Here is a 26205-nt window from a genome sequence, read left to right as displayed (position 1 = left end):
GTTACCTCAGGCCCCCTTGGCCGCGGTGCGGACCAGGACGAGGCCGCCGTTCGGACCGGGAACCGCGCCCTTGATGAGCAGCAGACCCTTCTCCGCGTCAACGGCGTGGACGGTCAGGTTCTGGGTGGTGACCCGCTCGTTGCCCATGCGACCCGCCATGCGGAGGCCCTTGAACACGCGGCCCGGGGTGGCGCAGCCACCGATGGAACCGGGCGAGCGGTGCTTGCGCTGGGTGCCGTGTCCGGCGCCGAGGCCCTTGAAGTTGTGACGCTTCATGACACCGGCGAAGCCCTTGCCCTTGCTCTTGCCGGTCACGTCGACCTTGATGCCGGCCTCGAACACCTCAGCGGTGATCTCCTGGCCGAGCGTGTACTCGGAGGCGTCCGCGGTGCGGATCTCGACGAGGTGACGACGGGGGGTGACGTCGGCCTTGGCGAAGTGACCCTTGAGGGGCTTGTTCACCTTGCGCGGGTCGATCTCGCCGAAAGCGATCTGGACGGACTCGTAGCCGTCGACATCGTTCGTACGGACCTGGGTGACGACGTTGGGGCCGGCCTTGACGACGGTGACCGGAACAACGCGGTTGTTCTCGTCCCACACCTGCGTCATGCCGAGCTTCTCGCCCAGGATGCCCTTGATCTGCTTAGCCATTCTCAGCTCACCGACCCTCAGAGCTTGATCTCGATGTCGACACCGGCCGGGAGGTCGAGTCGCATCAGAGAGTCAACGGTCTTGGGGGTGGGGTCGAGAATGTCGATCAGGCGCTTGTGCGTGCGCATCTCGAAGTGCTCGCGCGAGTCCTTGTACTTGTGCGGCGACTTGATGACGCAGTACACGTTCTTCTCAGTGGGCAGCGGCACCGGGCCCGCGACCGACGCACCAGTGCGGGTCACCGTCTCGACGATCTTCTTCGCCGAGGAGTCGATGACCTCGTGGTCGTAGGCCTTGAGCCGGATGCGGATCTTCTGTCCCGCCATGGCTACTCAGTAGTCCTGTCTCTTCAACGCTCTGGAACCCGGTGTTCCTCTTCCCGTCCTCCGACCCACGCGGTCGGGCGTGTCGCGCTCCCGCTGACAGAGATGCCCCTTGTTCGAACATCCCTACGGGACTGCACACGGCCCTACCGGAACCGCAGGCCGGGGGCGGAAGGCCCACCGGGCGCCTGGCCGGTGCCGCGCCCACACTTCCCGGAAGATTCCCGTACGTCCGCCCCAGTGCTGCCCACAGGCAGTTAGGGCGACGAGTACTGTGGGACTCGCTTCCGGTCCTCCCGGCGGGAGGCGCGCAGCATCAACACTCGACCGAGCAACTCGGACAGTCTGCCATATGGGGCAGGGGGCTGGCCAATCGGGCCGGAGAGAATACCCCCAGGGTGACGTAGGTCAAACACCGGGCGCAGGGGCCGGACGGGGCCGGGTGGGCTGCGATGTCCGGGGCGAGCGCTCAGGAGCGGCGCCTGCGCAGGGTCTCCCGCAGCCCCCCAGAACGTGTCCTGGGGCCAGAGCAACACGCGCAGCACCTTGTTGCTCCCTGTCGACAGCACGCTCCACCACTTGAAGCGCGGTGGCAGATCCCGGAACGGCACGTAGTCGAGCGTGTCGTCGATGGCGTGCTCGGCGAAGCCGCGGCGCCCCTCCGTACGCAGCGCCTCGTACAGCTCGGGTGTGAGCGCGTTGTTCAGCCGTGCCGCGGTGCCGGCCGCCGTGAAGGCGAATCCTCGCTGAGCGCGGTCCGGCAACCGCGTCGCCCGCACGATCCGGGGCGACGCCTCCTCCAGCGAGCAATTGAACGCCGGCCCGATCGCCGCCGTGCCGAGAGGCCGCTCACCGCGCTCGAACGCGGCGTCCCATTCCTCGGGGTCATCGAGACCCAGCAGTCCCGTGCCGCTCTCCCAGTCCCATCCGGACGCCATGACCGCCCTTTCCTCTCCGCCCGTCACCCGTCGCGCCCCGTCGGTCGTGCCTGCCCCCGGAGCCCCGGCGCGGGCTCGGTGGCGATGACGCGCTGCACCTGCCAGCGCGCGTTCAGGCACCATGCTGAATCTCTCACTGCCGCTGACCGAGTTGGAGGACTACGGCCGCCGGCTCCGATCGATCAAGACGCGCCTCAACCACACCAAGAAGCTCTTCGAGTCGTACCAGGACGACATCGGCAGCGGCAAAGTCAACGACGCCCTCGACGACTTCGAGTCCAACTGGGAGGACGGCCGCGAGGACATCACCCAGCAGCTCGACGCCCTCGCCGACATGTCCGACACCGTCGTCCGCGAGTTCAAGAAGCTCGACGACGAGCTGGCCAAGAAGGTCAACGACGCGGTGAGGACGGAGGACAAGCGGAGCAAGGCGCAGAAGAAGGCGGATTAGGGCCTGTCCGCAGTCCCGGTCGCGATACTCAGCGGTTACTGAGTACCTCTACGGCTGTGGTGCGCCCGGTCCGCGGCTTCGATAGGTGGCATGCACACGGACGCTTCCGCCACGTCGCCGCGTCCCTTCCTCCACGGGTACCGGACCATCACCCTGATCGGCGCGTTCCTCGTCGCCGTCATCGGCTTCGGCGCGTACGCCTGCCAGTCGCTGGAAGGCGGGCCCGTGCGGTCGGACGCCGAGTACCGGGAACGGGTGGCGCAGACGAAGCAGGCGGGCATGGCGGCGGTACGTGCGCTTGCTCCGGCTCCGGAGGAGGCCGCGGAGCCGCCGGGGAGGACGCTCGATGACATCGCCCAGACAGGCAGCAGTACGTCCTGCGTGGACGACTTCGGAGTCGACGACGGCGGCGTGACCCGGGACGAGCCCATCTTCTTCTGGGAACTGACCTTCGCCGGGCATGGCGACTACCTCGCCGCCGTCGATGATCTGCGACGGGAGTGGAAGCGGCGGGGGCTGACCGTGAAGGACGTACCGGCCCCCGGCAAGGGCGAGCCCGGTGCGGGGCTGCCGGGTCTCACCACCACCGACGAACAGGGCGTCGAGGTCTCCTTCCGCCCGGACTGGTACTCGGGCAAGCCCGTCGTACGCGCGGACGGGGGCTGCATGCGGCACGGCTACTGAACAGGCTCGGCCAACAGCTCCTCCAGCGCCTCGTCGTAGGCCCGGTAGCCCGCCTTCACCCCCTCGGACGGATCTGCCCCAGGGCGGAGGACGCCCGGCAGGTGGGCCACCCGCCACATGCGGTAGACCTGGCGCGGGGCAGCACTGCGGCCGGCGGGGTCCGCCAGGTCGCAGGCGGTCCGGAGAATGCCGGCGACCCGGGGCGCCCCCTCGCGAGCTTCCGTACCTGCGGCCCCGATGGCCACGCCGAGCAACTCGTCCAGGAAGTCGGTCAGTTGCACGTCCGCAGCCATCCGGCACATGCGGCGCACCGTGGGCGGATCCTCAAGCATTTCGACGGGATCAGGGACTCCGGTGACGCCCCGGGACCACAGGAGCAGGTCCGCCAACGACACCGTGTAGTCACGGAAATACGCCATTCCGCCCGCGATCTCCAAGGCTTCGTCGCCGAAACCGCAGACCGAACAGATCCCCGCGAAGACGCGCTCCACGTCCTCACGCCTGCTTTCCAGGAAGGCGCCCACCGAGGCGTCGTGGAGCGACCACGTGCCGGTGGCGTTCACCGCGCCGACGCCCAGCACGCAGCCGAGCGGCGCGAAGACCTCGCGGACGAATTGCAGGGGATGGATCTCACTCACCGGCCGCGTACGCGACGAACGCGGTCCAAGAGGTGGGCGGGAAGGTGAGCCGGGGGCCGTCGCCGGCGTTCTTGGAGTCCCGCACGTGGACAGTGGCGGGGGTAGGGGCGATCTCGACGCAGGAGTTGCCGTCGGGGCCGTCGCTGTAGCTGCTCTTGAACCACGTCAGTTCGGTACGGTCGGCAGAAGCCTTGCGGATCATGTCTCTCCCAGCACTTGCTCGATGAAGGCCATCGACTCCCGAGGCGTGAGAGCCTGCGCCCGGATGGTGGCATACCGCAGCTCAAGGATCCGCCGGAGTCGGAGTCCGGCCGAGGCCTCGTCCTCGTCGAGGCCTTCGCCGACCGGTGGGGCGTTGTCCCGGGACCACGTCCCCGCAAGACGGTCTGGGCCGAGCTGACCGTCTCGCGGTGCGGCGCCGCGTCCCGGTGAAGCACGACCCGGGCAAAGGTCTTTACCGACGCCGAATATCAAGCACAGGTGGGCTGCGTTCGCATCCGGAGTTGGGTTCCCGGCCGGCCGATTCCTTCCAGTCGCTTCCCGAGGGCCTGATCGGTCACTCTCCGCAAGCCGCTGAGCCCGCCCGGCGTGGAAGGACGACACCGGCCCAAGAAGCGGGCGGCCCACGGCAACCATCGAAGCCGCCTGCACTGCAGCGCCACCCCATACAACGCAAAGAGGCCCGCACGACCGAAGTCGTACGGGCCCCTTCGACAGCTACCAGGTCAGAGACCTGGCCGGGTCAGTTCAAGATCACTTGTTGATCTTGGTGACCTGGCCGGCGCCCACCGTGCGACCACCCTCACGGATGGCGAACTTCAGGCCCTCTTCCATGGCGACGGGCTGGATGAGCTCCACCGTCATCTCGGTGTTGTCACCCGGCATGACCATCTCGGTGCCCTCGGGGAGGGTCACAACGCCGGTCACGTCCGTCGTACGGAAGTAGAACTGCGGACGGTAGTTGTTGAAGAACGGCGTGTGGCGGCCACCCTCGTCCTTGGAGAGGATGTAGGCCTGCGCCTCGAACTCGGTGTGCGGGGTGACCGAGCCCGGCTTGATGATGACCTGGCCGCGCTCGACGTCCTCGCGCTTGATGCCACGGAGCAGCAGACCGACGTTCTCACCGGCCTGGCCCTCGTCGAGCAGCTTGCGGAACATCTCGATGCCGGTGACCGTGGTGGTGGTCTTCTCGGTCTTGATGCCGATGATGTCGACGGTCTCGTTGACCTTGAGGACACCGCGCTCGATACGGCCGGTGACGACCGTACCGCGACCGGTGATCGTGAAGACGTCCTCGATCGGCATCAGGAACGGCTTGTCGACGTCACGCTCGGGCTCCGGGATGGAGGTGTCGACAGCGTTCATCAGGTCCAGGACCGACTGGGTCCACTTGGCGTCGCCCTCGAGCGCCTTCAGAGCGGAGACCTGGACGACCGGAACGTCGTCGCCCGGGAACTCGTACTCGGAGAGGAGCTCACGAACCTCGAGCTCGACGAGCTCCAGGATCTCCTCGTCGTCCACCATGTCGGCCTTGTTCAGGGCGACAACGATGTACGGAACGCCGACCTGGCGGGCCAGGAGCACGTGCTCCTTGGTCTGCGGCATCGGGCCGTCGGTGGCGGCGACCACGAGGATCGCGCCGTCCATCTGCGCGGCACCGGTGATCATGTTCTTGATGTAGTCCGCGTGACCCGGGCAGTCGACGTGGGCGTAGTGACGCGCCTCGGTCTGGTACTCGACGTGCGCGATGGAGATGGTGATACCGCGCTGACGCTCTTCGGGCGCCTTGTCGATGTTGTCGAACGGGGTGGCCTCGTTCAGGTCCGGGTACGCGTCGTGCAGCACCTTGGTAATGGCGGCCGTGAGGGTCGTCTTACCGTGGTCGATGTGACCGATGGTGCCGATGTTGACGTGCGGCTTAGTCCGCTCGAACTTCGCCTTCGCCACTGGGGTCCTCCTGTGGAGTGGTTCTGTACGCCTTACTTCATCGGCGCCAGGTGATCTTTGCTGGAAAGCCCGGAACCGGGGGCAAACATCCCGGTATGTGGGTGTTTGCCCCTTGAGGCTCCGGAGTCAAGCCTAAAGCGTGTGAACGCGGTGCGTTACTCGCCCTTGGCCTTCGCGATGATCTCCTCGGCGACGTTCCGCGGAACCTCGGCGTAGGAGTCGAACTGCATCGAGTAGCTTGCGCGACCCGACGTCTTGCTACGGAGGTCGCCGACGTAGCCGAACATCTCCGACAGGGGCACGAGGCCCTTCACGACGCGGGCACCGGCCCGCTCCTCCATGGCCTGGATCTGACCACGGCGGGAGTTGATGTCGCCGATGACCTCACCCATGTAGTCCTCGGGCGTGGTGACCTCGACGGCCATCATCGGCTCGAGCAGCACGGGGCTGGCCTTGCGCGCGGCCTCCTTGAAGGCCTGCGAACCGGCGATCTTGAAGGCGAGCTCGGAGGAGTCGACCTCGTGGTAGCCACCGTCGATCAGCGTGACGCGCACGCCGGTCATCTCGTAGCCCGCGAGGATGCCGAACTGCATGGCCTCCTGAGCACCGGCGTCCACCGAAGGGATGTACTCCTTCGGGATACGGCCACCGGTCACCTTGTTCACGAACTCGTACGAGGCGTCGCCGCCCTCGATGGGCTCGATCGCGATCTGCACCTTGGCGAACTGACCGGTACCACCGGTCTGCTTCTTGTGGGTGTAGTCCACGCGCTCGACGGCCTTGCGGATCGTCTCGCGGTACGCGACCTGCGGCTTGCCGACGTTGGCCTCGACCTTGAACTCACGGCGCATACGGTCGACCAGCACCTCGAGGTGCAGCTCGCCCATGCCGCCGATGATGGTCTGGCCGGTCTCCTCGTCCGAGTGGACCTGGAAGGACGGGTCCTCCTCGGCCAGGCGCTGGATCGCGACGCCCAGCTTCTCCTGGTCGCCCTTCGACTTGGGCTCGATGGCGACCTGGATGACCGGCGCCGGGAAGTCCATGGACTCCAGGATGACCGGGGCCTTGTCGTCGCACAGCGTCTCACCGGTCGTGGTCTGCTTCAGACCCATGACGGCGATGATGTCGCCGGCGCCCACCGACTCGATCTCCTCACGCTTGTTCGCGTGCATGCGGTAGATCTTGCCGATGCGCTCCTTCTTGCCCTTGACGGAGTTCAGCACGGCGGTGCCGGACTCCAGGCGGCCCGAGTAGACCCGGACGAAGGTGAGCTTGCCGAGGTGCGGGTCGCTCATGATCTTGAACGCCAGCGCCGACAGCGGCTCGTCGTCGGACGGCTTGCGCTTGACGACCGTCTCCGGGTCCTTGACGTCGTGGCCCTCGATGGCCTCGACGTCCAGGGGGGAGGGGAGGTAGCGCACGACCGCGTCGAGCAGGGGCTGGACGCCCTTGTTCTTGAACGCGGTGCCACAGAACACCGGGGTGACCGTGGTGTCCTTGGACTTGCCGGACGCGATGGTGATGCGACGGATCGCGGCGTACAGCTGCTCCACGGAAGGCTCGGTGCCCTCCAGGTACAGCTCCATGATCTCTTCGTCGTTCTCGGCGACGGCCTCGAGCAGCTTGCCGCGCCACTCCTCGGCAGCCTCGGTGTGCGTGGCCGGGATGTCGACGACGTCGTACATCTCGCCCTTGGTGGCCTCGGCGGACCAGACCAGGGCCTTCATCGTCACGAGGTCGACGACGCCCTTGAAGTCGGCCTCGGCACCGATCGGGAGCTGCATGACGATCGGCTGGGCACCCAGCCGGTCGCTGATCATGTCCACGCAGCGGTGGAACTCGGCACCCGTACGGTCGAGCTTGTTGACGAAGCAGATACGCGGAACGCCGTAACGGTCCGCCTGACGCCACACGGTCTCGGACTGCGGCTCAACGCCGGCGACGCCGTCGAACACCGTCACGGCACCGTCGAGCACGCGCAGGGAACGCTCCACCTCGACGGTGAAGTCGACGTGGCCCGGCGTGTCGATGATGTTGATGGTGTGGTCGACGTCTTCCAGCGGCCAGTGGCAGGTGGTGGCAGCAGAGGTGATCGTGATGCCACGCTCCTGCTCCTGCTCCATCCAGTCCATGGTGGCAGCGCCGTCGTGGACCTCACCGATCTTGTAGGAAACGCCGGTGTAGAACAGGATCCGCTCGGTGGTGGTCGTCTTGCCCGCGTCGATGTGGGCCATGATGCCGATATTGCGCACCTTGGCCAGGTCAAGCGAAGTGGTAGCCATAAGGCTTCAGTCTTCTCTCGGTCTCGATGTGGACTGCGACTACCAGCGGTAGTGCGCGAAGGCCTTGTTGGACTCGGCCATCTTGTGCGTGTCCTCGCGCTTCTTCACAGCGGCACCGAGGCCGTTGGAGGCGTCGAGGAGCTCGTTGAGCAGACGCTCGGTCATGGTCTTCTCGCGACGGGCGCGGGAGTAGCCGACGAGCCAGCGCAGCGCGAGGGTGTTGGCGCGACCGGGCTTGACCTCGATCGGAACCTGGTACGTCGCACCACCGACACGGCGGGACTTGACCTCGAGGGTCGGCTTGATGTTCTCCAGCGCGCGCTTCAGCGTGATGATCGGGTCGTTGCCCGTCTTCTCACGCAGACCCTCCATGGCGCCGTAGACGATGCGCTCGGCGGTGGAGCGCTTGCCGTTCAGCAGCACCTTGTTGATGAGGGAGGTCACCAGAGGAGAACCGTAGACCGGGTCGATGATGACCGGGCGCTTCGGGGCGGGGCCCTTACGAGGCATTCTTACTTCTCCTTCTTGGCGCCGTAGCGGCTGCGGGCCTGCTTGCGGTTCTTGACACCCTGGGTGTCGAGCGAACCACGGATGATCTTGTAGCGAACACCCGGCAGGTCCTTCACACGGCCGCCGCGCACGAGCACGATGGAGTGCTCCTGCAGGTTGTGTCCCTCACCCGGAATGTAAGCGGTGACCTCGATCCCGCTGGTCAGACGCACACGCGCGACCTTACGCAGGGCCGAGTTCGGCTTCTTCGGGGTGGTCGTGAACACACGCGTGCAGACGCCACGACGCTGAGGGGAACCCTCGAGTGCGGGCGTCTTGTTCTTCTCGACCTTGTCCTGCCGGCCCTTGCGGACCAGCTGCTGGATCGTAGGCACTACTTCTCCGGTTTCTGTGTGCCGATAGGTACAGCTAACCTGGAACGTCGCCGACCCACGCGGTCGGGTGTGTCGAATCCCGCGGACCTTTGCCGCAAGGCGAAAAAGGGCGCAGATCACGGTGGCCGGTGTCGGCTCGCCATGCGGTTGAAGGCACGCACGAGAGCCAGGGCACACCCCAGGCACAAGGTCTGAGCGTACCTACCTCACGGACTTCGGTCAAAACAAATGGAGTGCGCCCCGACACGCCGGGTTTGTCACCCTTGCAATCGTGGGCCCGGAGTGAAGGTCGGAGGGCTTTCGCCCCGTTCCGTGCCCATGCCAACGGCTTGTTCAGTACGTTGAACGGTTGCTGTACCGATCGCGGGGGACGGGGGGAACAGATGACGGCGGCCGACTTACCCGACGGGACCGGTCTCGACGACCGGGTGCCCTTCCTCGCACGCCTGGAGAAGGGGGACCGCGAGACGCTGCTCGACCTGGGCCGCGAGCTCGCCTTCCGCCCCCGGGACGTGCTGCTCCACCAGCACGAGCCCTCTTCGTACGTGCTCTTCGTCATCCACGGCTGGACCAAGGTCACCGCGGCCGCCGTCAACGGCTACGAGGCGCTGCTCGCCCTGCGCGGCCCCGGCGACATCGTCGGCGAGTCGGCCGCGCTCACCGGACGTCCGCGCTCGGCCACCGTGACCGCCCTGGAGCCGGTCCGCGCGGTCGCCGTCGAACGGGACCGCTTCACCGACTTCCTCGGGCGCTCCCCCGACGTCTCCTACGCCCTCCTCGGCCTCACCTCGGACCGGATGCGAGCGGCCGACCAGCGCCGCCTGGAGTTCGCCTCCATGAACGTACGGGAGCGCCTGGCCGCCCTCCTGCTGGAGCTGGCCCGCACGAACGCCCGCTACACCGAGACCGGCGTCGAGCTCCTGGTGCCCCTCAGCAAGCAGGAGCTGGCCGGGTCGGTCGGGGCGTCGCGGGAGATGGTCCAGCGACTGCTGAAGGAGCTGCGGGACCGCGGGGTGGTGGTCACCGGGCGGCGGACGCTGCGGATCGTACGGATGGACGTGCTGCGGCGGATCGCGCGGGACGGGTGACGCGAAGCCGATGACGCTGAGCCCAGGACGAATGACGCGTAGGCCGGGACGCCGGGTGACGCGAGGGCCCGTGCGCGGGCCCCGGGGAGCAAGCGCGTTCTGTGCACACGGTCACAGTCCGAGTGCGTCATCCGCCCTCTACCCGGTGCCGCCCCACGCGTCACTCTTCTCGTCTCGCCGGGCGACAGCCCCCTTCCCGAAAGGCGATCATGAACGATCCCGTGAGCCGGACCATCCTGCTGCTCGACATCGAGCGCTACAGCGACCGGGACGACGTCGAGCAGGCCTACTTACGGCGGATGCTGTACGACGTCACCGACCGCGCCCTGGAGAGCGCCGGGATCGACGAGACGCTGCGCCTGCGGGCCGACCGCGGGGACTCCGTGATGGAGCTGATCGACGCCAATTCCTCCGTGCCGGCCCTGCTGCGGGCCCTGCTCACCTCGGTCCCGGCCCAGCTGCGGGCGGTCAACCGCATGGCGTCCAGCTCGGCGCAGATCCGGCTGCGCGGAGTCGTCGCCTCGGGGTACGTCGCCATCGACGAGCACGGCTGGGTCGGCTCCGACCTCAACCACGCCTGCCGCCTCCTGGACGCCGGTCTGCTGCGTGCCGCGCTGCGCGAGCGGCAGGACGACTTCGCGCTGTGCGTGTCGGACGGGGTCTACACGGGCATCGTGCGGCACGACCACACGGGGGTCCCGGCGGCCGACTTCCACGAGGTGACCGTGGACAGCAAGAACGGCCCGCTGAAGGCGTGGCTGCACGGCCCGGTGCCCGAGGGCGCGGCCGGGCCCCGGAACCACAGTGAAACGGGGGCGGGGGGAGCCCCGGTGCCGGGTGCTTCGGGGGACGGCCCGGCACCGGGGCGGACATCGCCCTCTACTCCCGCGACGGGGGGCGTCGTCTTCAATTTCAACGGCGGCGCGCCCAGCTTCGGCGGCAGCCTCGTCCTCGGTGACCAGCACGGGGTCTCCGGCGGCCGGGTCACCGGGGACGTGCACCTCGGCGGGACCGGGGGTGACGCGGCGTGACGATTCCACCCGAGCAGCGGCCGCCGGACCCGGAGGCCGCGCAGGAGCCCGACGGCGACAGACCCGGGGAAGAGGCCGAGAGCGCCCAGGAGGCCCGCGCCGCCCAGCGTGAGCTGTTCGCCCACACCCCGGGCTTCATCCTCGGCTCGGCGGCCTCCTTCGGGGGCAGCCTGGTCGGCGGGGCACAGCACGGGGTGTCCGGCGGGCAGGTCGCCGGGGACGTCTTCATGGGCGGCAAGACCGAGATCCACCACCACGGGCCGTCGGCCGCCTCGTACGCCTCCGGAGAGGTCCCGCGGGCCGAGCTGGACACCCTGGACGCGGTCTTCGCCGAGGGCCCCGCCTTCGAGGCCGCCCTGCGCCGGCTGCGGCAGGAGCGGGTCGTCGTCCTGTCCGGCCCGCACGCCGCCGGCCGCTACGCCGCCGCCCTGATGCTGCTGCACCGCCTCGGCGTGCCCGCCGTGCACGCCCTGCCCGCCGAGACGACCCCCGCGACCCTGCCCGCGCAGCTCACCCGGCCGGGCGGCCATGTGCTGCGCGACCTGCCCCTGACCCGCAACCGGCCGCTGCGCGACACCCACCTCTACGCGGCCGTGGACCAGCTCAAGAAGACCGACGGCCATCTGGTGATCACGGTCGAGAACTCACCGTTCCTGCAGGGCGTCACCCCGACGCCGTGGGAGCCGCCGACGGCCGAGGACGTCGTACGGGCGCATCTGGCCGTACGACGACGGGGCGAGACGGCGCAGCTGCTGGCGCTCGCGCCGGTGCGGGAGTTCCTCGGGCGCGGGCGGCGCCCCGCCGAGGCCGCCGAGTTCGCCCGGGAGCTGGCCGCGTACGACGGCAGTGACGCGGCGGGCGCTCGGCTCGCGGACTTCGGGCAGACCGCGGTGGAGAAGCAGTGCCGAAGCTGGCTCGGCGCGCCGGACACGGATCTGCGCGAGAAGGCGTTCCTGATCTCGCTCGCGGTCTTCGACCAGGCGCCGTACGTACTCGCCGCCGAGCTCGCGGACCGCCTCTTCGTGCACTTCCAGAAGCTGCAGCATCCCGAACTGCTCCCGGAGATCCCCGTGTTCGGGCCGTCGGCCGCGGACCGGCTGGAGCGGGCGCACGCGGAGGGGGAGTTGCGGGACGAGCAGACCGACTGGGGTCCCGTACCGCAGTTCACGGCGGCGTTCCGGGAGGAGCGCACCGCACGTGTGCTGCTCACCGAGGTCTGGACGGGGCACCCCTCCGCCCGGCCCGCGCTGGTGGCATGGCTGCGAGAGCTGGCCCGGGACGGCCGGCCGGTGGTGCGCACCCGGGCCGCCGCGGCCGCCGCGCTGCTGGCCGCCGCCGATCTGCCCTCGGCGATCGCACTGCTCATCGACGGCTGGGCCGACTCGAAGGCCTTCGGCCCCCGGGTGACGGCCGCCAACACGCTCACCCTGGCCCAGCTCCTCGACGCGCCCGCCGTACTGCGGCTGCTCACCCAGTGGTGCACGGACCCGCACTGGGCCCGCCGCTGGACGGCGATCCGTGCCTTCGGCCTGCTCGCGCCGCTCCGCCCGGAGCTGGCGGGCCCCGCCCTGGCCGCGCTGGCCGGCCGGGCGCGGGCGGACGTCAGCAGCGACGCCGAGGCGGAGAGCCTGATCGAGTCGGCGGCCCTCCTCCTCTCCTCGGGACGGCGCCCCGGCGAGGTGCTCTCCGAGTTCGTACGGCTGCTCTACCACGACACTCCGGCGGTGCGCGCCCTCGCCCTGAACGCCTTCGTACGCGCCTGCGACAACGCCGAGGAGGGCGCACTCGTCGAGTGGTACGCCGACACCGGCATGTACGAGCCCGACTCGGCCCGCGACCTCGCGACCCTGTGGCGCACCGCCCTGGGCGACCGGGCCCACACCCGGCAGGCGCTGGGCGCGCTGCACACCTGGGTGCATGTCGCCCAGCGCCGGGCGGACGCGGCCCAGGCCCTGGAGCTGCTGCTGCCCGCGCTGGTCGTCGAGGCGGCCGACCGTGACCGGCTCGACCACGAACTGCGCACCATGCGCGCGGAGGACGGGGGCCCGCGGCCGCCCGTCGCCGACCGGCTGCTGGACGTGCTCTGGCCCGCCACTTCGACTCTTTCCTGACCGACCCTGCAATACCCGAGGAGTTGACCCATGGCGGACTTCCGCCGTCAGCCGGAGTGGCAGCAACAGGCCGACCGGCACAGCACATTGATCGACCCGGTACTCACGGTGCGGCCGATCTCGCGGTTCGACTACACCGCCCGGCGGGTGGTCGGCGCGATCGACCACGCGCTGGTCTTCGCCACCGCGAGTGGCGCGTACGACGTGTACCTCCCGCCGCGCCGGCCCAGCCGTACGGACGCGGCGACCCGTCGCTACACCTCGGTGTACGAGGTGGACCTGGGCAGCCACCCGGTCCGGCTGGAGCTGGAGTTACCGAGTGACGACGACGCGTTCGCCTTCGGCGCGACGGCGGACCTGACGTGGCGGGTGCGGGATCCGGAGGCGTATGTACGCAGCGGTGAGCGCGATGTGCCGACCCGGCTGACCCGTGAACTGCAGCAGCTGGCCCGCCCGGTCAGCCGTCGCTTCCCGATCGAGGAGAGCCCGTCGGCGGAGGTGGAGGTCCAACAGGCCGTCGAGTCCGGGGCCTTCGCGGCGGGCCTCGGACTCGAGGTCACCTGTGTGGTGCGGCTGCGGCTCGATGACGAGGCGATCGCCCATCGGCAGCGGAAGCGGACGCTGCGCTACGAGTCCGAGATGCTCGACCCGGAGCACGAGTTCCGGCTGCGGCAGGCGCAGCAGCAGTACGAGCTGGAGGCGCTGCAGCAGCGGCAGCATCAGCAGCTGGTCGCCGAGAAGATCAACTTCTACCAGTACCACCTCCAGTACGGCGGGGTCGGCGCGTGGGCCCTCCACCTGGCCGCCCACCCCGAGGACACACGGCTCGTCATCGACAACATCCACCAGGATCAACTGACCTTCATCAAGGCTCAGTTGGAGCAGCTCGGCAGTGACGAACTGGAGGACTACCAGAAGGCGGAGTCCCTCAAGCAGGTCCGTCACGAGATCGACGCGATCATCCGTATGCGCGGGGCGAGTCCGGGTGCGGCGGGAGCCCTGCCCGCGGGTCCGCAGGCGCCGGCGTATCCGGGGCAGATGCCGCAGGAGCAGCCGCCGGCACCCGGGTACGGGACCGGGCCGCAGGCGTATGGGGCAGGGCCTCAGGCGTATGGGGCAGGGCCTCAGGTGTACGGGGCAGGGCCTCAGGTGTACGGGGCGGGGGCACCGGCGTACGGGGCCGGGCCGCAGGCATACGGGACTGGGCCGCAGGCCTACGGGACTGGGGCACCGCCTGCCGCCGTACCTCCGGCGTCGATCCCTCCGGCCGCTCCGGCACCGGCGAATCACCCGCCCTCGCCGGGCAAACCCGGCGACCCGGCCGCGCCGTACGCACCCGCCGACGGCCCCTCCCCCGGGCACCCGGTCCAGGAGGGCCCGGCGCCCGCCACCCCGCCGATGCCCGCGCCGTACACCCCGCCCCGGCCCGGTCCGGAACCGGAGGCGTCGTGACGACACCCGGCACCACATCCCGCCCGGCACCCGTCGGCTCCCCCGGTCTCGGCACGGCCGAGCGGCTCCTCGTCGAGATGCGCGGGGAGATCGCGCGGGCCGACAGCAAGGCGGCCGTGCTGGTCGCGGCGTTGGGGCTGACCGCCGGAGCGTTCAGCGGGCTGGTGGCCGGGCGGAAGTGGGAGCCGGGGGTGCTGTCGGCCGCCGGGACCCTGCTGTGGTGGGCCGGCGCTCTCGCCCTCGCCCTGTCGCTGCTGGCGTTGCTGCTCGCCGTACTGCCCCGGTATCGCACCGGGGTGTGGTCCCCGGGCCAGCCCCTCTGCTACTTCGGCGACGTCCAACAGGCCGTACGCGCGGGCCGCCTGGCCGATGCTCTCGCCGACACCGAACGCGACCCCGTCGCCGGACTCACCGCGGCCCTCACCGAGACCAGCCGCATCGCCGCCCGCAAGCACCAGTGGATCCGCACCGGCCTGATCGCCTTCTGCGCCGGCACGGTCCTGCTCCCCACCGCCCTGCTGGTCGGCTGACGCCCGCTCACACGAAACACGGCACTCGAAGGAAACGTCCCCATGTCCGAAACACCCGATCCCGGTTCCTACCCGCCTCCGGAACCCCAGTACCCCGCCCCGACGTACCCGACGGCACCGCCCGCGTATCCGGGCTCCGCCCCGCAGTACCCGACGGGCTCCGCCCCGCAGTACCCCGCAGCACCGCCGCCGCACTATCCCGGCTCCACCCCGGACCATCCGACAGCCGCCGGCGCTCCGCAGTACCCCGGCGCTCCCGCCCCGCAGTACCCGACGGCCGCCACCCCGCCGCAGTACCCAACTGCTCAGCCACCCCAATACCCGACCGCTCCCGCCCCGCAGTACCCGACGGGCCCCGCCCAGCAGTACCCGATGACACCCCCGCCCTCGCAGTTCCAGCCCACCGCTCCGCCCCACCCGGCCCCCTCCCAGGTGCCCCAGCCCACCAGCCAGCCCCTCGCGGAGCAGGCGCCGCAGGCCGCCGCCCCGGACGATCTCGACTACCGCCACCTCGGCTCCCGCGTCCATGTCGCCGCCCATCAGCGCGGTGCCGACGCCACCGCCGTGGGGCGGCTCGTCGTGCATCTGCCGGGAGCACTGGTGAGCGGTGTCGTGGTCGCCGCCATCGGGACGGCGTTCGGCGGGACCGTGGGCGGGTGGCTCGCGGTCCTCGTGTGGCTGGCCAGCGGCGGGCTCGTGTTCCACCGGCCCGCCGAACTCCTCTTCGCCCGCAAGGTGTTGAAGCTGCGCGTGCCGACGGCCCTGGAGCTGTCCCGGCTGGAGCCCGTGTGGCACGAGGTCACCGCCCGCGCGGGCATAGAGGCGCACACGTACGAGCTGATGGTCGAGAGCAGCGACGAGCTGAACGCGTCAGCGGTCGCGGGGCACGTCGTCAGCGTCACGACGTACGCGCTGAACGAGATCCCGAGCAGCAACCTCGCCGCCGTACTCGCCCATGAGCTCGGCCATCACACCGGCGGTCACTCCTGGGCGGGGCTGCTCGGCTACTGGTACTCGCTGCCCGGCCGGATCGCCTGGGCCGTCACCAAGTTCCTGGCCAGTGTCACCGTGATGGTGGCCAGCCGGTTCTCCGTGGTGGCGACCGGGTTCCTGGTGCTGTTCATGGGGATGTTCTTCGTCTTCGCGGTGATCGGCGCGTGGTTCGTGACGATTCCGCTGGTCCTCGCGCCGTATCTGCTCGCCTTTGCGGGGCGCCAGGGCGAGCTCCGGGCCGACCAGCAGGCGGCCGCCCTCGGCTTCGCCCCGCAGATGACCGAGGTGCTGCACCGTCTGGAGGCCGAGGAGCAGGCGGAGGTCGCACGCGCCGCGGCGGCCGGGCAGCGTCTGGAGCGGCCGGGCCCGCTGGCCCGTCTGCTGTCCACCCACCCCGACAATGCCACCCGGCTGGCCCGTCTGGAGCCGTATCTGCGCACCGGGCTGTAGCGCGGCTCCCGAAGAAACGCCGAAGGGCGGCCACCCCGTGGGGTGACCGCCCTTCAAGCGGACGCTCGCGTCCTACTGGTTGTACGGACCGTAGTCGTAGTCCTCCAGCGGAACGGCCTGGCCGGAGCCGGTGCCGAACGGCGAGTAGTCGATGTCGTCGTAGCCGACGGCCGAGTACATCGCGGCCTTGGCCTCCTCGGTCGGCTCGACCCGGATGTTGCGGTAGCGGGACAGACCCGTACCGGCCGGGATGAGCTTACCGATGATGACGTTCTCCTTGAGGCCGATCAGGGAGTCGGACTTGGCGTTGATCGCCGCGTCCGTGAGGACCCTGGTCGTCTCCTGGAAGGACGCCGCCGACAGCCAGGACTCGGTCGCCAGCGAGGCCTTGGTGATACCCATGAGCTGCGGACGACCGGAGGCCGGGTGACCGCCCTCCTGGACCACACGACGGTTCTCGGTCTCGAACTTCGAGCGCTCGACCAGCTCGCCGGGCAGCAGCTCGGCGTCGCCGGACTCGATGATCGTCACTCGGCGGAGCATCTGCCGGATGATGATCTCGATGTGCTTGTCGTGGATCGACACACCCTGCGAGTTGTACACCTTCTGGACCTCGCCGACCAGGTGGACCTGGACGGCACGCTGGCCCAGGATGCGCAGCACGTCGTGCGGGTTGGTGGCACCCACGGTGAGCTTCTGGCCCACCTCGACGTGCTCGCCCTCGCTGACCAGGAGTCGGGCGCGCTTCGAGATCGGGTACGCCGTCTCGTCGCTGCCGTCGTCCGGCGTGATGACGATCTTCTTGGTCTTCTCGGTCTCCTCGATCCGCACGCGGCCGGAGGCCTCGGAGATCGGGGCGACACCCTTCGGGGTACGGGCCTCGAAGAGCTCGACGACACGCGGCAGACCCTGGGTGATGTCGTCACCGGCCACACCACCGGTGTGGAAGGTACGCATCGTCAGCTGGGTACCGGGCTCACCGATGGACTGGGCGGCGATGATGCCGACCGCCTCACCGATGTCGACCAGCTTGCCGGTGGCCAGCGAACGGCCGTAGCACATGGCGCAGGTGCCGACGGCGGACTCACAGGTCAGGACCGAGCGGGTCTTGACCTCCGAGACACCACGGGCCACCAGTTCCTCGATGAGGACGTCACCGAGGTCGGTGCCGGCCGGGGCCAGGACCTGACCGTCGACCACGATGTCCTCGGCGAGGCAGCGCGCGTACACGGACGTCTCGACGTTCTCCGCCTTGCGCAGCACGCCGTCCGCTTCGACCTCCGCGATGTGGAGCTTGAGGCCACGGTCGGTGCCGCAGTCCTCCTCGCGGATGATGACGTCCTGGGAGACGTCGACCAGACGACGGGTGAGGTAACCCGAGTCGGCGGTACGCAGAGCGGTGTCCGCGAGACCCTTACGGGCACCGTGCGTGGAGATGAAGTACTCCAGCACGGACAGACCCTCACGGAAGGACGCCTTGATCGGACGCGGGATCGTCTCGTTCTTGGCGTTCGACACCAGACCACGCATACCGGCAATCTGACGCATCTGCATCATGTTGCCTCGGGCACCCGAGTTCACCATCATGAAGATCGGGTTGGTCTTCGGGAAGTTCTCGTTCATCGCCTCGGCGACCTCGTTGGTCGCCTTGGTCCAGATCGCGATGAGCTCCTGCGTGCGCTCGTCCTTGGTGATCAGACCGCGCTCGTACTGCTTCTGGACCTTCTCGTCCTGCGCCTCGTAGCCGCGGACGATCTCCTTCTTCGCCTCGGGAACGACGACGTCGGAGATGGCGACGGTGACACCGGAACGGGTGGCCCAGTAGAAGCCGGCCGCCTTCAGGTTGTCGAGCGTCGCCGCCACGATGACCTTCGGGTAGCGCTCGGCGAGGTCGTTGACGATCTCGGAGAGCTGCTTCTTGCCGACCTCGTAGTCGACGAACGGGTAGTCCTCGGGCAGCAGCTCGTTGAAGAGCGCACGGCCCAGCGTGGTCTTCAGCCGGAAGCTGTCACCCTGCTGCCACTCCGGCTCGCCCTCCTCCTGGGCCGGCGGGGTCCAGCCGCGCGGCGGGATGGTGCCCACCGGGAAGCGGATGTCCACGCGCGACTGCAGCGAGAGCTCGCCGGCGTCGAACGCCATGATCGCCTCGGCCACGGAGGAGAAGGAGCGGTCCTCGCCCTTCACGTTCCGCATCTCGCCGTCGGTGGTGAGGAAGAACAGACCGAGGACCATGTCCTGGGTCGGCATCGTCACCGGACGGCCGTCGGCCGGCTTGAGGATGTTGTTCGAGGACAGCATCAGGATGCGGGCCTCGGCCTGCGCCTCCGCGGACAGCGGCAGGTGCACGGCCATCTGGTCACCGTCGAAGTCCGCGTTGAACGCGGTGCAGACGAGCGGGTGGATCTGGATGGCCTTGCCCTCGACCAGCTGCGGCTCGAAGGCCTGGATGCCGAGGCGGTGCAGGGTGGGAGCACGGTTCAGCAGCACCGGGTGCTCGGCGATGACCTCTTCGAGGACGTCGTACACGACCGTGCGGCCGCGCTCCACCATGCGCTTGGCGCTCTTGATGTTCTGCGCGTGGTTCAGGTCGACCAGGCGCTTCATCACGAACGGCTTGAAGAGCTCCAGCGCCATGGCCTTGGGCAGACCGCACTGGTGCAGCTTCAGCTGCGGGCCGACGACGATGACGGAACGCGCCGAGTAGTCGACTCGCTTACCGAGCAGGTTCTGACGGAATCGACCCTGCTTGCCCTTCAGCATGTCGCTGAGGGACTTCAGCGGGCGGTTGCCGGGGCCCGTCACCGGGCGGCCGCGACGACCGTTGTCGAAGAGGGCGTCAACAGCCTCCTGAAGCATGCGCTTCTCGTTGTTGACGATGATCTCCGGGGCACCGAGGTCCAGGAGCCTCTTCAGACGGTTGTTGCGGTTGATCACACGGCGGTACAGGTCGTTCAGGTCGGAGGTCGCGAAGCGGCCACCGTCCAGCTGCACCATCGGACGCAGGTCCGGCGGGATGACCGGCACGCAGTCGAGGACCATGCCCTTGGGGCTGTTGGACGTCTGCAGGAACGCGGAGACGACCTTCAGGCGCTTGAGGGCGCGGGTCTTCTTCTGGCCCTTGCCGGTACGGATGATCTCGCGGAGCTTCTCGGCCTCCTCCTCGAGGTCGAAGGACTCCAGGCGCTTCTGCAGGGCCTGGGCGCCCATCGAACCGTCGAAGTACGTGCCGAAGCGGTCACGCAGCTCGCGGTAGAGCAGCTCGTCGCCCTCGAGGTCCTGGACCTTGAGGTTCTTGAACCGGGTCCACACCTCGTCGAGCCGGTCGATCTCGCGCTGCGCGCGGTCGCGCAGCTGCTTCATCTCGCGCTCGGCACCCTCGCGCACCTTGCGGCGCACGTCGGCCTTGGCACCCTCGGCCTCGAGCTCGGCCAGGTCGGCCTCGAGCTTCTTGGCGCGGGCCTCGAGGTCGGCGTCGCGCCGGTTCTCGACCTGCTGGCGCTCCACGGAGACGTGCGCCTCCAGGGAGGGCAGGTCGCGCGTACGGCGCTCCTCGTCGACGTACGTGATCATGTACGCCGCGAAGTAGATGACCTTCTCGAGGTCCTTGGGAGCCAGGTCGAGCAGGTAGCCCAGCCGGCTCGGGACGCCCTTGAAGTACCAGATGTGCGTGACGGGGGCGGCCAGCTCGATGTGGCCCATCCGCTCACGGCGCACCTTGGCGCGGGTGACCTCGACGCCACAGCGCTCGCAGATGATGCCCTTGAAGCGGACGCGCTTGTACTTGCCGCAGTAGCACTCCCAGTCCCGGGTCGGACCGAAGATCTTCTCGCAGAAGAGTCCGTCCTTTTCGGGCTTGAGGGTGCGGTAGTTGATGGTCTCGGGCTTCTTGACCTCGCCGTGGCTCCACTGACGGATGTCGTCCGCGGTGGCCAGGCCGATCCGGAGCTCGTCGAAGAAGTTGACGTCGAGCACTATGCGTCAATCCCTCTCAGGGTCGTAAGTCTTTGGTCTGAAACGGGGGCCTGGGGGTCGGCGGGGCCCTGTGGGTGAGGGCACCGCCGGACTCCCGTCAGACCTCTTCGACGCTGCTCGGCTCGCGCCGGGACAGGTCGATGCCGAGCTCCTCCGCAGCGCGGAAGACGTCCTCGTCGGTGTCACGCATCTCGATGGACATACCGTCGCTGGACAGCACCTCCACGTTCAGGCAGAGCGACTGCATCTCCTTGATGAGCACCTTGAAGGACTCGGGGATGCCGGGCTCCGGGATGTTCTCGCCCTTGACGATGGCCTCGTAGACCTTCACGCGGCCGGTGACGTCGTCGGACTTGATGGTCAGCAGCTCCTGGAGCGCGTACGCGGCGCCGTAGGCCTCGAGGGCCCACACCTCCATCTCACCGAAGCGCTGGCCACCGAACTGCGCCTTACCACCCAGCGGCTGCTGGGTGATCATCGAGTACGGACCGGTCGAGCGGGCGTGCAGCTTGTCGTCGACCAGGTGGTGCAGCTTCAGGATGTACATGTAGCCGACCGAGATCGGGTCCGGGAACGGCTCACCCGAACGACCGTCGAACAGCTGCGCCTTGCCGGACGGGAGCACCATGCGCTCGCCGTCGCGGTTCGGGATGGTGTGCTGGAGCAGACCCGCGAGCTCGTCCTCGCGCGCACCGTCGAAGACCGGGGTGGCGACGTTGGTGCCCGGGGCGACCTGGTCGGCACCGATGGCCTGCAGGCGCTGCGCCCACTCGTCCGCGAGGCCGGAGACGTCCCAGCCGCGGCTGGCGAGCCAGCCGAGGTGGATCTCCAGGACCTGTCCCGGGTTCATTCGGGACGGGACACCCAGCGGGTTGAGGATGATGTCGACCGGGGTGCCGTCCTCCAGGAACGGCATGTCCTCGATCGGCAGGATCTTGGAGATGACACCCTTGTTGCCGTGACGGCCGGCGAGCTTGTCACCGTCGGTGATCTTGCGCTTCTGCGCCACGTACACGCGCACAAGCTGGTTCACACCCGGGGGAAGCTCGTCGCCCTCCTCGCGGTCGAAGACGCGCACGCCGATGACCTTGCCGGTCTCGCCGTGCGGCACCTTCAGCGAGGTGTCACGGACCTCACGGGCCTTCTCGCCGAAGATCGCGCGCAGCAGGCGCTCCTCGGGGGTCAGCTCGGTCTCACCCTTCGGGGTCACCTTGCCGACGAGGATGTCACCGGCGATGACCTCGGCACCGATACGGATGATGCCGCGCTCGTCGAGGTCCGCTAGGACCTCCTCGGAGACGTTCGGGATGTCCCGGGTGATCTCCTCGGGGCCGAGCTTGGTGTCACGGGCGTCGACCTCGTGCTCCTCGATGTGGATCGAGGAGAGGACGTCGTCCTGCACGAGGCGCTGCGACAGGATGATCGCGTCCTCGTAGTTGTGACCCTCCCACGGCATGAACGCGACGAGCAGGTTCTTGCCGAGGGCCATCTCGCCGTGCTGGGTGGCCGGACCGTCGGAGAGGACCTGGCCCTCGACGACCCGGTCGCCCTCGTTGACGATGACCTTCTGGTTGACCGAGGTGCCCTGGTTGGAGCGGGCGAACTTGGCCAGGCGGTAGGTGATGTACGTGCCGTCGTCGTTGGCGGTGGTGACGTAGTCCGCGGAGACCTCCTGGACCACACCGGCCTTCTCGGCCTTGACGACGTCGCCGGCGTCGACGGCGGAGCGGTACTCCATGCCGGTGCCGACGAGCGGGGCCTCCGCCTGGATCAGCGGAACGGCCTGGCGCATCATGTTCGCGCCCATGAGGGCACGGTTGGCGTCGTCGTGCTCGAGGAAGGGGATCATGGCGGTCGCTACCGACACCATCTGGCGCGGCGAGACGTCCATGTAGTCCACGTCGTCACCGGCGACGTAGTCGACCTCGCCGCCACGACGGCGGACCAGGACGCGGTTCTCGGCGAACCGCAGGTCGTCCGTGAGGGTGGCGTTGGCCTGCGCGATGACGAATCGGTCCTCTTCGTCGGCGGTCAGGTAGTCCACCTCGTCGGTGACCTGACCCTCGACGACCTTGCGGTACGGGGTCTCGACGAAACCGAACGCGTTGACCCGGCCGTACGAGGCGAGCGAACCGATCAGACCGATGTTGGGGCCTTCAGGGGTCTCGATCGGGCACATACGTCCGTAGTGGGACGGGTGCACGTCACGGACCTCGAAGCCGGCCCGCTCACGGGAGAGACCACCCGGGCCGAGCGCGGACAGACGACGCTTGTGCGTCAGCCCGGACAGCGGGTTGTTCTGGTCCATGAACTGGGACAGCTGGCTGGTGCCGAAGAACTCCTTGATGGAGGCGACGACCGGCCGGATGTTGATCAGGGTCTGCGGCGTGATCGCCTCGACGTCCTGCGTGGTCATGCGCTCGCGCACGACGCGCTCCATACGAGCCAGACCGGTGCGGACCTGGTTCTGGATGAGCTCGCCGACGCTGCGCAGACGACGGTTGCCGAAGTGGTCGATGTCGTCGGTCTCGACGACGATCGTGTCGCCGTTGTCCCCGGCGGTCTCGGTCTCGCCCGCGTGCAGCTTCACCAGGTACTTGATCGTCGAGATGACGTCCTCGACGGTCAGGATGCCCGCGTCCAGCGGAGCGTCCGCACCCAGCTTCTTGTTGACCTTGTAGCGGCCGACCTTGGCGAGGTCGTAGCGCTTCGGGTTGAAGTACAGGTTCTCCAGCAGCGTCTGCGCGGCCTCACGCGTGGGGGGCTCGCCCGGACGCAGCTTGCGGTAGATGTCGAGCAGCGCGTCGTCCTGGCCCTGGGTGTGGTCCTTCTCCAGGGTGGCGCGCATGGACTCGTACTCGCCGAACTCCTCGAGGATCTGCTCGGTCGTCCAGCCGAGCGCCTTCAGGAGGACGGTCACGGACTGCTTGCGCTTGCGGTCGATACGGACACCGACCATGTCGCGCTTGTCGATCTCCATCTCCAGCCAGGCACCCCGGGACGGGATGATCTTGGCGGAGAAGATGTCCTTGTCGGACGTCTTGTCGATGGAGGAGTCGAAGTAGACACCGGGCGAACGGACCAGCTGCGACACCACGACACGCTCGGTGCCGTTGATCACGAACGTGCCCTTGTTCGTCATGAGCGGGAAGTCGCCCATGAAGACCGTCTGGGACTTGATCTCACCGGTCTCGTTGTTGGTGAACTCGGCCGTGACGAAGAGCGGCGCGGCGTACGTGAAGTCGCGCTCCTTGCACTCGTCGATCGAGTTCTTCGGCGGCTCGAAGCGGTGGTCCCGGAACGTCAGGGACATCGACCCGGAGAAGTCCTCGATCGGGGAGATCTCCTCGAAGATCTCCTCCAGTCCGGACTTGGTGGGGACGTCCTGACCGTTCTCCAGAGCCTCCTCGACCCGACTCTGCCAAGCGGTGTTGCCGAGCAGCCAGTCGAAGCTCTCGGTCTGCAGCGCGAGCAGGTTCGGAACCTCGAGAGGCTCCTTGATCTTTGCAAAGGAAATGCGCAGCGGGGCGGTGCTGGCGCCGTTGTTCATATTCGCGGTCGAGGCATTGCGCGAGGCGGCCAAGAGGGGGTCCTTCCGAGGGCTCGGACTCACTGCGCGCGTACCGGCCCCTCTCCCGCACACAGAGACAGAAATCCCAGGTCAGGGAACGTTCGGTCGGCTGTGCTCAAGTGAGGGCATGCCCCTGGTGACGGGCAGGGGACAGCTAACAGGCAGCGCAAAGGGTCAGTGTAGCCACTTGGCACACTGATGTCCAGTGCGGGTTTTTCGAGACCCTCGTTGTTGTCAACGCCCTCGGCATGCCTGCCCTCAACGCACGTTGATACTGCCCTCTTCGTCGTCGATCCATGCCTCGGATTCGGATCCTTGTGACGACGCGTCCTGAGAATTGCGCGCTGCGTGCGGTTCGTCAAGGCCCTCCCCGCCCAAACCGGATGCTGCGCTCGTCACTTACAGCCGGACACCAGGGGCGCTCGAGGGCACGACGAAGATCACCATACTCCCCGCACCACCTGGTGCAAGGCAGCCGCCGCCCGACCCTCGGAACGCCGAAGAGCGACCACCCGGATGGATGATCGCTCTTCGGTGCGTTCGCGTTACAGCCCTAGGAGGCTGTCGTCAGCGCGCAAGGTCCTGCCCAGGCGCGCCCACCGGCGCGTGGCATGCGGACCGTGAGGTCACTTGACCTCGACGGAGGCGCCGGCGGCCTTGAGGGACTCGGCAGCCTTCTCCGCGGCCTCCTTGTTGACCTTCTCGAGGACCGGCTTCGGGGTGCCGTCGACGAGGTCCTTGGCCTCCTTCAGGCCCAGGGAGGTCAGCTCACGCACGACCTTGATGACCTGGATCTTCTTCTCGCCGGCGCCGGTGAGGACGACGTCGAACTCGTCCTTCTCCTCGACGGCCTCGACCGGGGCACCCGGGGCACCCGGAGCGGCAACGGCGACCGCGGCGGCGGCGGTGACGTCGAACTTCTCCTCGAAGGCCTTCACGAACTCGGAGAGCTCGATGAGGGTCATCTCCTCGAACTGCGCGAGCAGGTCTTCCTGGCTGAGCTTCGCCATGGTGGGCGATCCTTCCACTAATTCGGCTGGTGCCGGATGTACATGTATGGCGGGCGTACGTTCGGCCCGCTGCGACCGTCGCCTCAGGCGGCGGTCAATGCGCGAGCCGAGTTACTCGGCACCGCCCTGCTCGTCCTGCTTGGCGCGAAGAGCGTCCACGGTGCGGACGAGCTTCGACGGGAGCGCCTGGAAGACCTGAGCAGCCTGAGTCTGCTTGCCCTTGAAGGCGCCCGCCAGCTTGGCGAGCAGAACCTCGCGGGACTCGAGGTCCGCAAGCTTCTTGATCTCGTCGGCGGACAGCGCCTTGCCGTCAAGGACACCGCCCTTGATGACGAGGTTCGGGTTGTCCTTGGCGAAGTCACGAAGACCCTTCGCCGACTCCACCGGGTCACCGGTGACGAAGGCGACCGCCGTCGGACCGTTGAACAGGTCGTCGAGCGTCGTGATCCCGGCCTCGTTGGCCGCAATCTTGGTCAGCGTGTTCTTCACCACGGCGTACTGGGCGTTCTCACCGAGCGAACGGCGCAGGTTCTTGAGCTGCGCCACGGTGAGACCCCGGTACTCGGTCAGCACGGCGGCGTTCGAGCTGCGGAACTGCTCCGCGAGCTCGGCTACCGCGGCAGCCTTGTCGGGCCTTGCCATAGAGCGTCGGCCTCCTTCCGGGTGATGGACCGCTCGGAAGGGGCTGAGATAAACGAAACGCCCCGGCGCAGGCGCTCGGGGCGGACTCGACCGGCCGCACACGCTGTACGCGTTTGCTCCGGGAGTTCTTCCACTGTCACCTGCGCGGGTCGCCCACTTTTCAGCGGATCCTTCGGTCACCGCACCTTCTTGCGAACGTGCGACGACGACCAGCGGTCTTTGGCTTCTGTAGGAGAGTACGGGACCTGGTCGCAGTCAAGCAAATCGGGCCGTACGGGGCTCAGCCGCGGCCCTTCTTCACCGGCTTGCCCAGACCGTCGACGCCCACGTCCTGGTAGGCCTTGAGAGTCGTCCGTCCGCTCCACGGGCGCTGCCCCGGGCCATCGACCTTCTCGCCGCCCACCCGTCGGTCGTCGTCGGCGGCGGGCAGGAAGGCGGCCTCCCGGGCCGGGTTCGCCCGGCCCGGGCGTGCAGGGGGCGGGTGTGCGTCCTCAGGCCGGAGCCGGAGCGGAACTCGGCGGTCAGGGGGAAGCCGGCCCAGTGCGTGCCGTGCACGG

22 protein-coding genes and 1 pseudogene are annotated in these 26205 nt (G+C 68.5%); 8 read left to right on the top strand and 15 right to left on the bottom strand.

Annotated elements, in window-relative coordinates:
* Positions 1-6: 6 nt before the first annotated feature.
* The 3 genes from rplC to Q8A52_RS07335 form a co-directional block, all read right to left on the bottom strand.
* Positions 7-651 carry a 50S ribosomal protein L3 gene (rplC, locus tag Q8A52_RS07345; RefSeq protein ID WP_020135811.1) on the bottom strand — a complete coding sequence of 215 codons (645 nt, stop codon included), beginning with the start codon at positions 649-651 and terminating at the stop codon, positions 7-9.
* A 17-nt stretch (positions 652-668) separates the two neighbouring features.
* A complete protein-coding gene (gene rpsJ / locus Q8A52_RS07340) occupies positions 669-977 on the bottom strand; it encodes a 30S ribosomal protein S10 (protein ID WP_003948644.1) in 309 nt (102 codons plus the stop codon).
* A 254-nt stretch (positions 978-1231) separates the two neighbouring features.
* Complete coding sequence (locus Q8A52_RS07335) at positions 1232-1912, bottom strand: hypothetical protein (protein WP_316750087.1); 681 nt, start codon at positions 1910-1912, stop codon at positions 1232-1234.
* Between the two features lie 121 nt (positions 1913-2033).
* On the opposite strand from Q8A52_RS07335, the gene Q8A52_RS07330 reads away from it, so the two are divergent.
* Entirely contained in the window at positions 2034-2363 is a 330-nt protein-coding gene (locus Q8A52_RS07330) for a hypothetical protein (RefSeq protein WP_316750085.1), read from the top strand.
* A gap of 90 nt (positions 2364-2453) precedes the next feature.
* A complete protein-coding gene (locus Q8A52_RS07325) occupies positions 2454-3047 on the top strand; it encodes a hypothetical protein (RefSeq protein WP_316750083.1) in 594 nt (197 codons plus the stop codon).
* On the opposite strand, the gene Q8A52_RS07320 is transcribed toward Q8A52_RS07325, so the two are convergent.
* The 7 genes and pseudogenes from Q8A52_RS07320 to rpsL form a co-directional block, all read right to left on the bottom strand.
* Positions 3041-3685 carry a hypothetical protein gene (locus Q8A52_RS07320; protein ID WP_316750081.1) on the bottom strand — a complete coding sequence of 215 codons (645 nt, stop codon included), beginning with the start codon at positions 3683-3685 and terminating at the stop codon, positions 3041-3043. The genes Q8A52_RS07325 and Q8A52_RS07320 overlap by 7 nt on opposite strands.
* Positions 3678-3887 (bottom strand): DUF397 domain-containing protein, encoded by a 210-nt coding sequence (locus Q8A52_RS07315; protein WP_316750079.1) that lies wholly within the window; start codon positions 3885-3887, stop codon positions 3678-3680. The genes Q8A52_RS07320 and Q8A52_RS07315 overlap by 8 nt, the downstream gene beginning before the upstream one ends.
* Positions 3884-3979 (bottom strand): annotated as a pseudogene (locus Q8A52_RS07310) (transcriptional regulator); the annotation flags it as partial. The gene Q8A52_RS07315 and the pseudogene Q8A52_RS07310, both read right to left, overlap by 4 nt.
* Positions 3980-4438: 459 nt before the next feature.
* Positions 4439-5632 (bottom strand): elongation factor Tu, encoded by a 1194-nt coding sequence (tuf, locus tag Q8A52_RS07305; RefSeq protein ID WP_316750077.1) that lies wholly within the window; start codon positions 5630-5632, stop codon positions 4439-4441.
* Positions 5633-5787: 155 nt separating this feature from the next.
* The gene (fusA, locus tag Q8A52_RS07300) at positions 5788-7914 is read right to left on the bottom strand and encodes an elongation factor G (RefSeq protein ID WP_316750076.1); all 2127 of its coding nucleotides are present in this window, start codon (positions 7912-7914) and stop codon (positions 5788-5790) included.
* 39 nt (positions 7915-7953) lie between these two features.
* Positions 7954-8424 carry a 30S ribosomal protein S7 gene (gene rpsG, locus Q8A52_RS07295; protein WP_003992340.1) on the bottom strand — a complete coding sequence of 157 codons (471 nt, stop codon included), beginning with the start codon at positions 8422-8424 and terminating at the stop codon, positions 7954-7956.
* Positions 8425-8426: 2 nt separating this feature from the next.
* Positions 8427-8798, bottom strand: a complete 372-nt coding sequence (rpsL, locus tag Q8A52_RS07290; RefSeq protein ID WP_003948652.1) for a 30S ribosomal protein S12 — start codon at positions 8796-8798, stop codon at positions 8427-8429.
* Between the two features lie 383 nt (positions 8799-9181).
* Here rpsL and Q8A52_RS07285 point away from each other — a divergent pair, with 383 nt between their 5' ends.
* From Q8A52_RS07285 to Q8A52_RS07260, 6 genes are all read left to right on the top strand, one after another.
* Positions 9182-9886, top strand: coding sequence for a Crp/Fnr family transcriptional regulator (locus tag Q8A52_RS07285; RefSeq protein ID WP_316750075.1), 705 nt, complete (start codon positions 9182-9184; stop codon positions 9884-9886).
* A 209-nt stretch (positions 9887-10095) separates the two neighbouring features.
* Positions 10096-10917, top strand: a complete 822-nt coding sequence (locus Q8A52_RS07280) for a hypothetical protein (RefSeq protein WP_316750073.1) — start codon at positions 10096-10098, stop codon at positions 10915-10917.
* Entirely contained in the window at positions 10914-13028 is a 2115-nt protein-coding gene (locus Q8A52_RS07275; RefSeq protein WP_316750069.1) for a hypothetical protein, read from the top strand. The genes Q8A52_RS07280 and Q8A52_RS07275 overlap by 4 nt, the downstream gene beginning before the upstream one ends.
* A 30-nt stretch (positions 13029-13058) precedes the next feature.
* Positions 13059-14480, top strand: a complete 1422-nt coding sequence (locus Q8A52_RS07270) for a PE-PGRS family protein (RefSeq protein ID WP_316750067.1) — start codon at positions 13059-13061, stop codon at positions 14478-14480.
* The gene (locus Q8A52_RS07265; RefSeq protein ID WP_408649179.1) at positions 14477-15010 is read left to right on the top strand and encodes a Pycsar system effector family protein; all 534 of its coding nucleotides are present in this window, start codon (positions 14477-14479) and stop codon (positions 15008-15010) included. Before Q8A52_RS07270 ends, Q8A52_RS07265 begins: the two co-directional genes overlap by 4 nt.
* A 42-nt stretch (positions 15011-15052) precedes the next feature.
* Positions 15053-16453 (top strand): M48 family metalloprotease, encoded by a 1401-nt coding sequence (locus tag Q8A52_RS07260; RefSeq protein WP_316750065.1) that lies wholly within the window; start codon positions 15053-15055, stop codon positions 16451-16453.
* A gap of 72 nt (positions 16454-16525) precedes the next feature.
* Here Q8A52_RS07260 and Q8A52_RS07255 read toward each other — a convergent pair whose 3' ends face one another.
* The 5 genes from Q8A52_RS07255 to Q8A52_RS07235 form a co-directional block, all read right to left on the bottom strand.
* Entirely contained in the window at positions 16526-20425 is a 3900-nt protein-coding gene (locus Q8A52_RS07255) for a DNA-directed RNA polymerase subunit beta' (RefSeq protein WP_316750064.1), read from the bottom strand.
* Between the two features lie 97 nt (positions 20426-20522).
* Positions 20523-24008 carry a DNA-directed RNA polymerase subunit beta gene (rpoB, locus tag Q8A52_RS07250; RefSeq protein WP_316750062.1) on the bottom strand — a complete coding sequence of 1162 codons (3486 nt, stop codon included), beginning with the start codon at positions 24006-24008 and terminating at the stop codon, positions 20523-20525.
* A gap of 614 nt (positions 24009-24622) precedes the next feature.
* Positions 24623-25006 (bottom strand): 50S ribosomal protein L7/L12, encoded by a 384-nt coding sequence (gene rplL, locus Q8A52_RS07245; protein ID WP_316750060.1) that lies wholly within the window; start codon positions 25004-25006, stop codon positions 24623-24625.
* A gap of 111 nt (positions 25007-25117) precedes the next feature.
* Positions 25118-25648: a 50S ribosomal protein L10 gene (rplJ, locus tag Q8A52_RS07240; RefSeq protein ID WP_316750058.1), complete on the bottom strand. Its 531-nt coding sequence runs from the start codon at positions 25646-25648 to the stop codon at positions 25118-25120.
* A gap of 280 nt (positions 25649-25928) precedes the next feature.
* On the bottom strand, positions 25929-26051 hold the full coding sequence (locus Q8A52_RS07235) for a hypothetical protein (protein ID WP_316750056.1): 123 nt from the start codon (positions 26049-26051) through the stop codon (positions 25929-25931).
* Positions 26052-26205 lie beyond the last annotated feature (154 nt).

It is taken from the genome of Streptomyces herbicida, assembly GCF_032656585.1.
Taxonomy (GTDB): domain Bacteria; phylum Actinomycetota; class Actinomycetes; order Streptomycetales; family Streptomycetaceae; genus Streptomyces; species Streptomyces herbicida.
Note: the sequence above shows the minus strand (reverse complement) of the source record. Positions and strands in the feature narration are given on the sequence as shown.

Coding starts and splice junctions, on each gene's coding strand:
- rplC (WP_020135811.1), bottom strand. CDS start 651: ATGGCTAAGCAGATCAAGGGCATCCTGGGCGAGAAGCTCGGCATGACG.
- rpsJ (WP_003948644.1), bottom strand. CDS start 977: ATGGCGGGACAGAAGATCCGCATCCGGCTCAAGGCCTACGACCACGAG.
- rplJ (WP_316750058.1), bottom strand. CDS start 25,648: ATGGCAAGGCCCGACAAGGCTGCCGCGGTAGCCGAGCTCGCGGAGCAG.
- Q8A52_RS07285 (WP_316750075.1), top strand. CDS start 9,182: ATGACGGCGGCCGACTTACCCGACGGGACCGGTCTCGACGACCGGGTG.
- rpsG (WP_003992340.1), bottom strand. CDS start 8,424: ATGCCTCGTAAGGGCCCCGCCCCGAAGCGCCCGGTCATCATCGACCCG.
- Q8A52_RS07280 (WP_316750073.1), top strand. CDS start 10,096: ATGAACGATCCCGTGAGCCGGACCATCCTGCTGCTCGACATCGAGCGC.
- Q8A52_RS07315 (WP_316750079.1), bottom strand. CDS start 3,887: ATGATCCGCAAGGCTTCTGCCGACCGTACCGAACTGACGTGGTTCAAG.
- Q8A52_RS07260 (WP_316750065.1), top strand. CDS start 15,053: ATGTCCGAAACACCCGATCCCGGTTCCTACCCGCCTCCGGAACCCCAG.
- Q8A52_RS07330 (WP_316750085.1), top strand. CDS start 2,034: ATGCTGAATCTCTCACTGCCGCTGACCGAGTTGGAGGACTACGGCCGC.
- Q8A52_RS07335 (WP_316750087.1), bottom strand. CDS start 1,912: ATGGCGTCCGGATGGGACTGGGAGAGCGGCACGGGACTGCTGGGTCTC.
- fusA (WP_316750076.1), bottom strand. CDS start 7,914: ATGGCTACCACTTCGCTTGACCTGGCCAAGGTGCGCAATATCGGCATC.
- rplL (WP_316750060.1), bottom strand. CDS start 25,006: ATGGCGAAGCTCAGCCAGGAAGACCTGCTCGCGCAGTTCGAGGAGATG.
- Q8A52_RS07325 (WP_316750083.1), top strand. CDS start 2,454: ATGCACACGGACGCTTCCGCCACGTCGCCGCGTCCCTTCCTCCACGGG.
- Q8A52_RS07270 (WP_316750067.1), top strand. CDS start 13,059: ATGGCGGACTTCCGCCGTCAGCCGGAGTGGCAGCAACAGGCCGACCGG.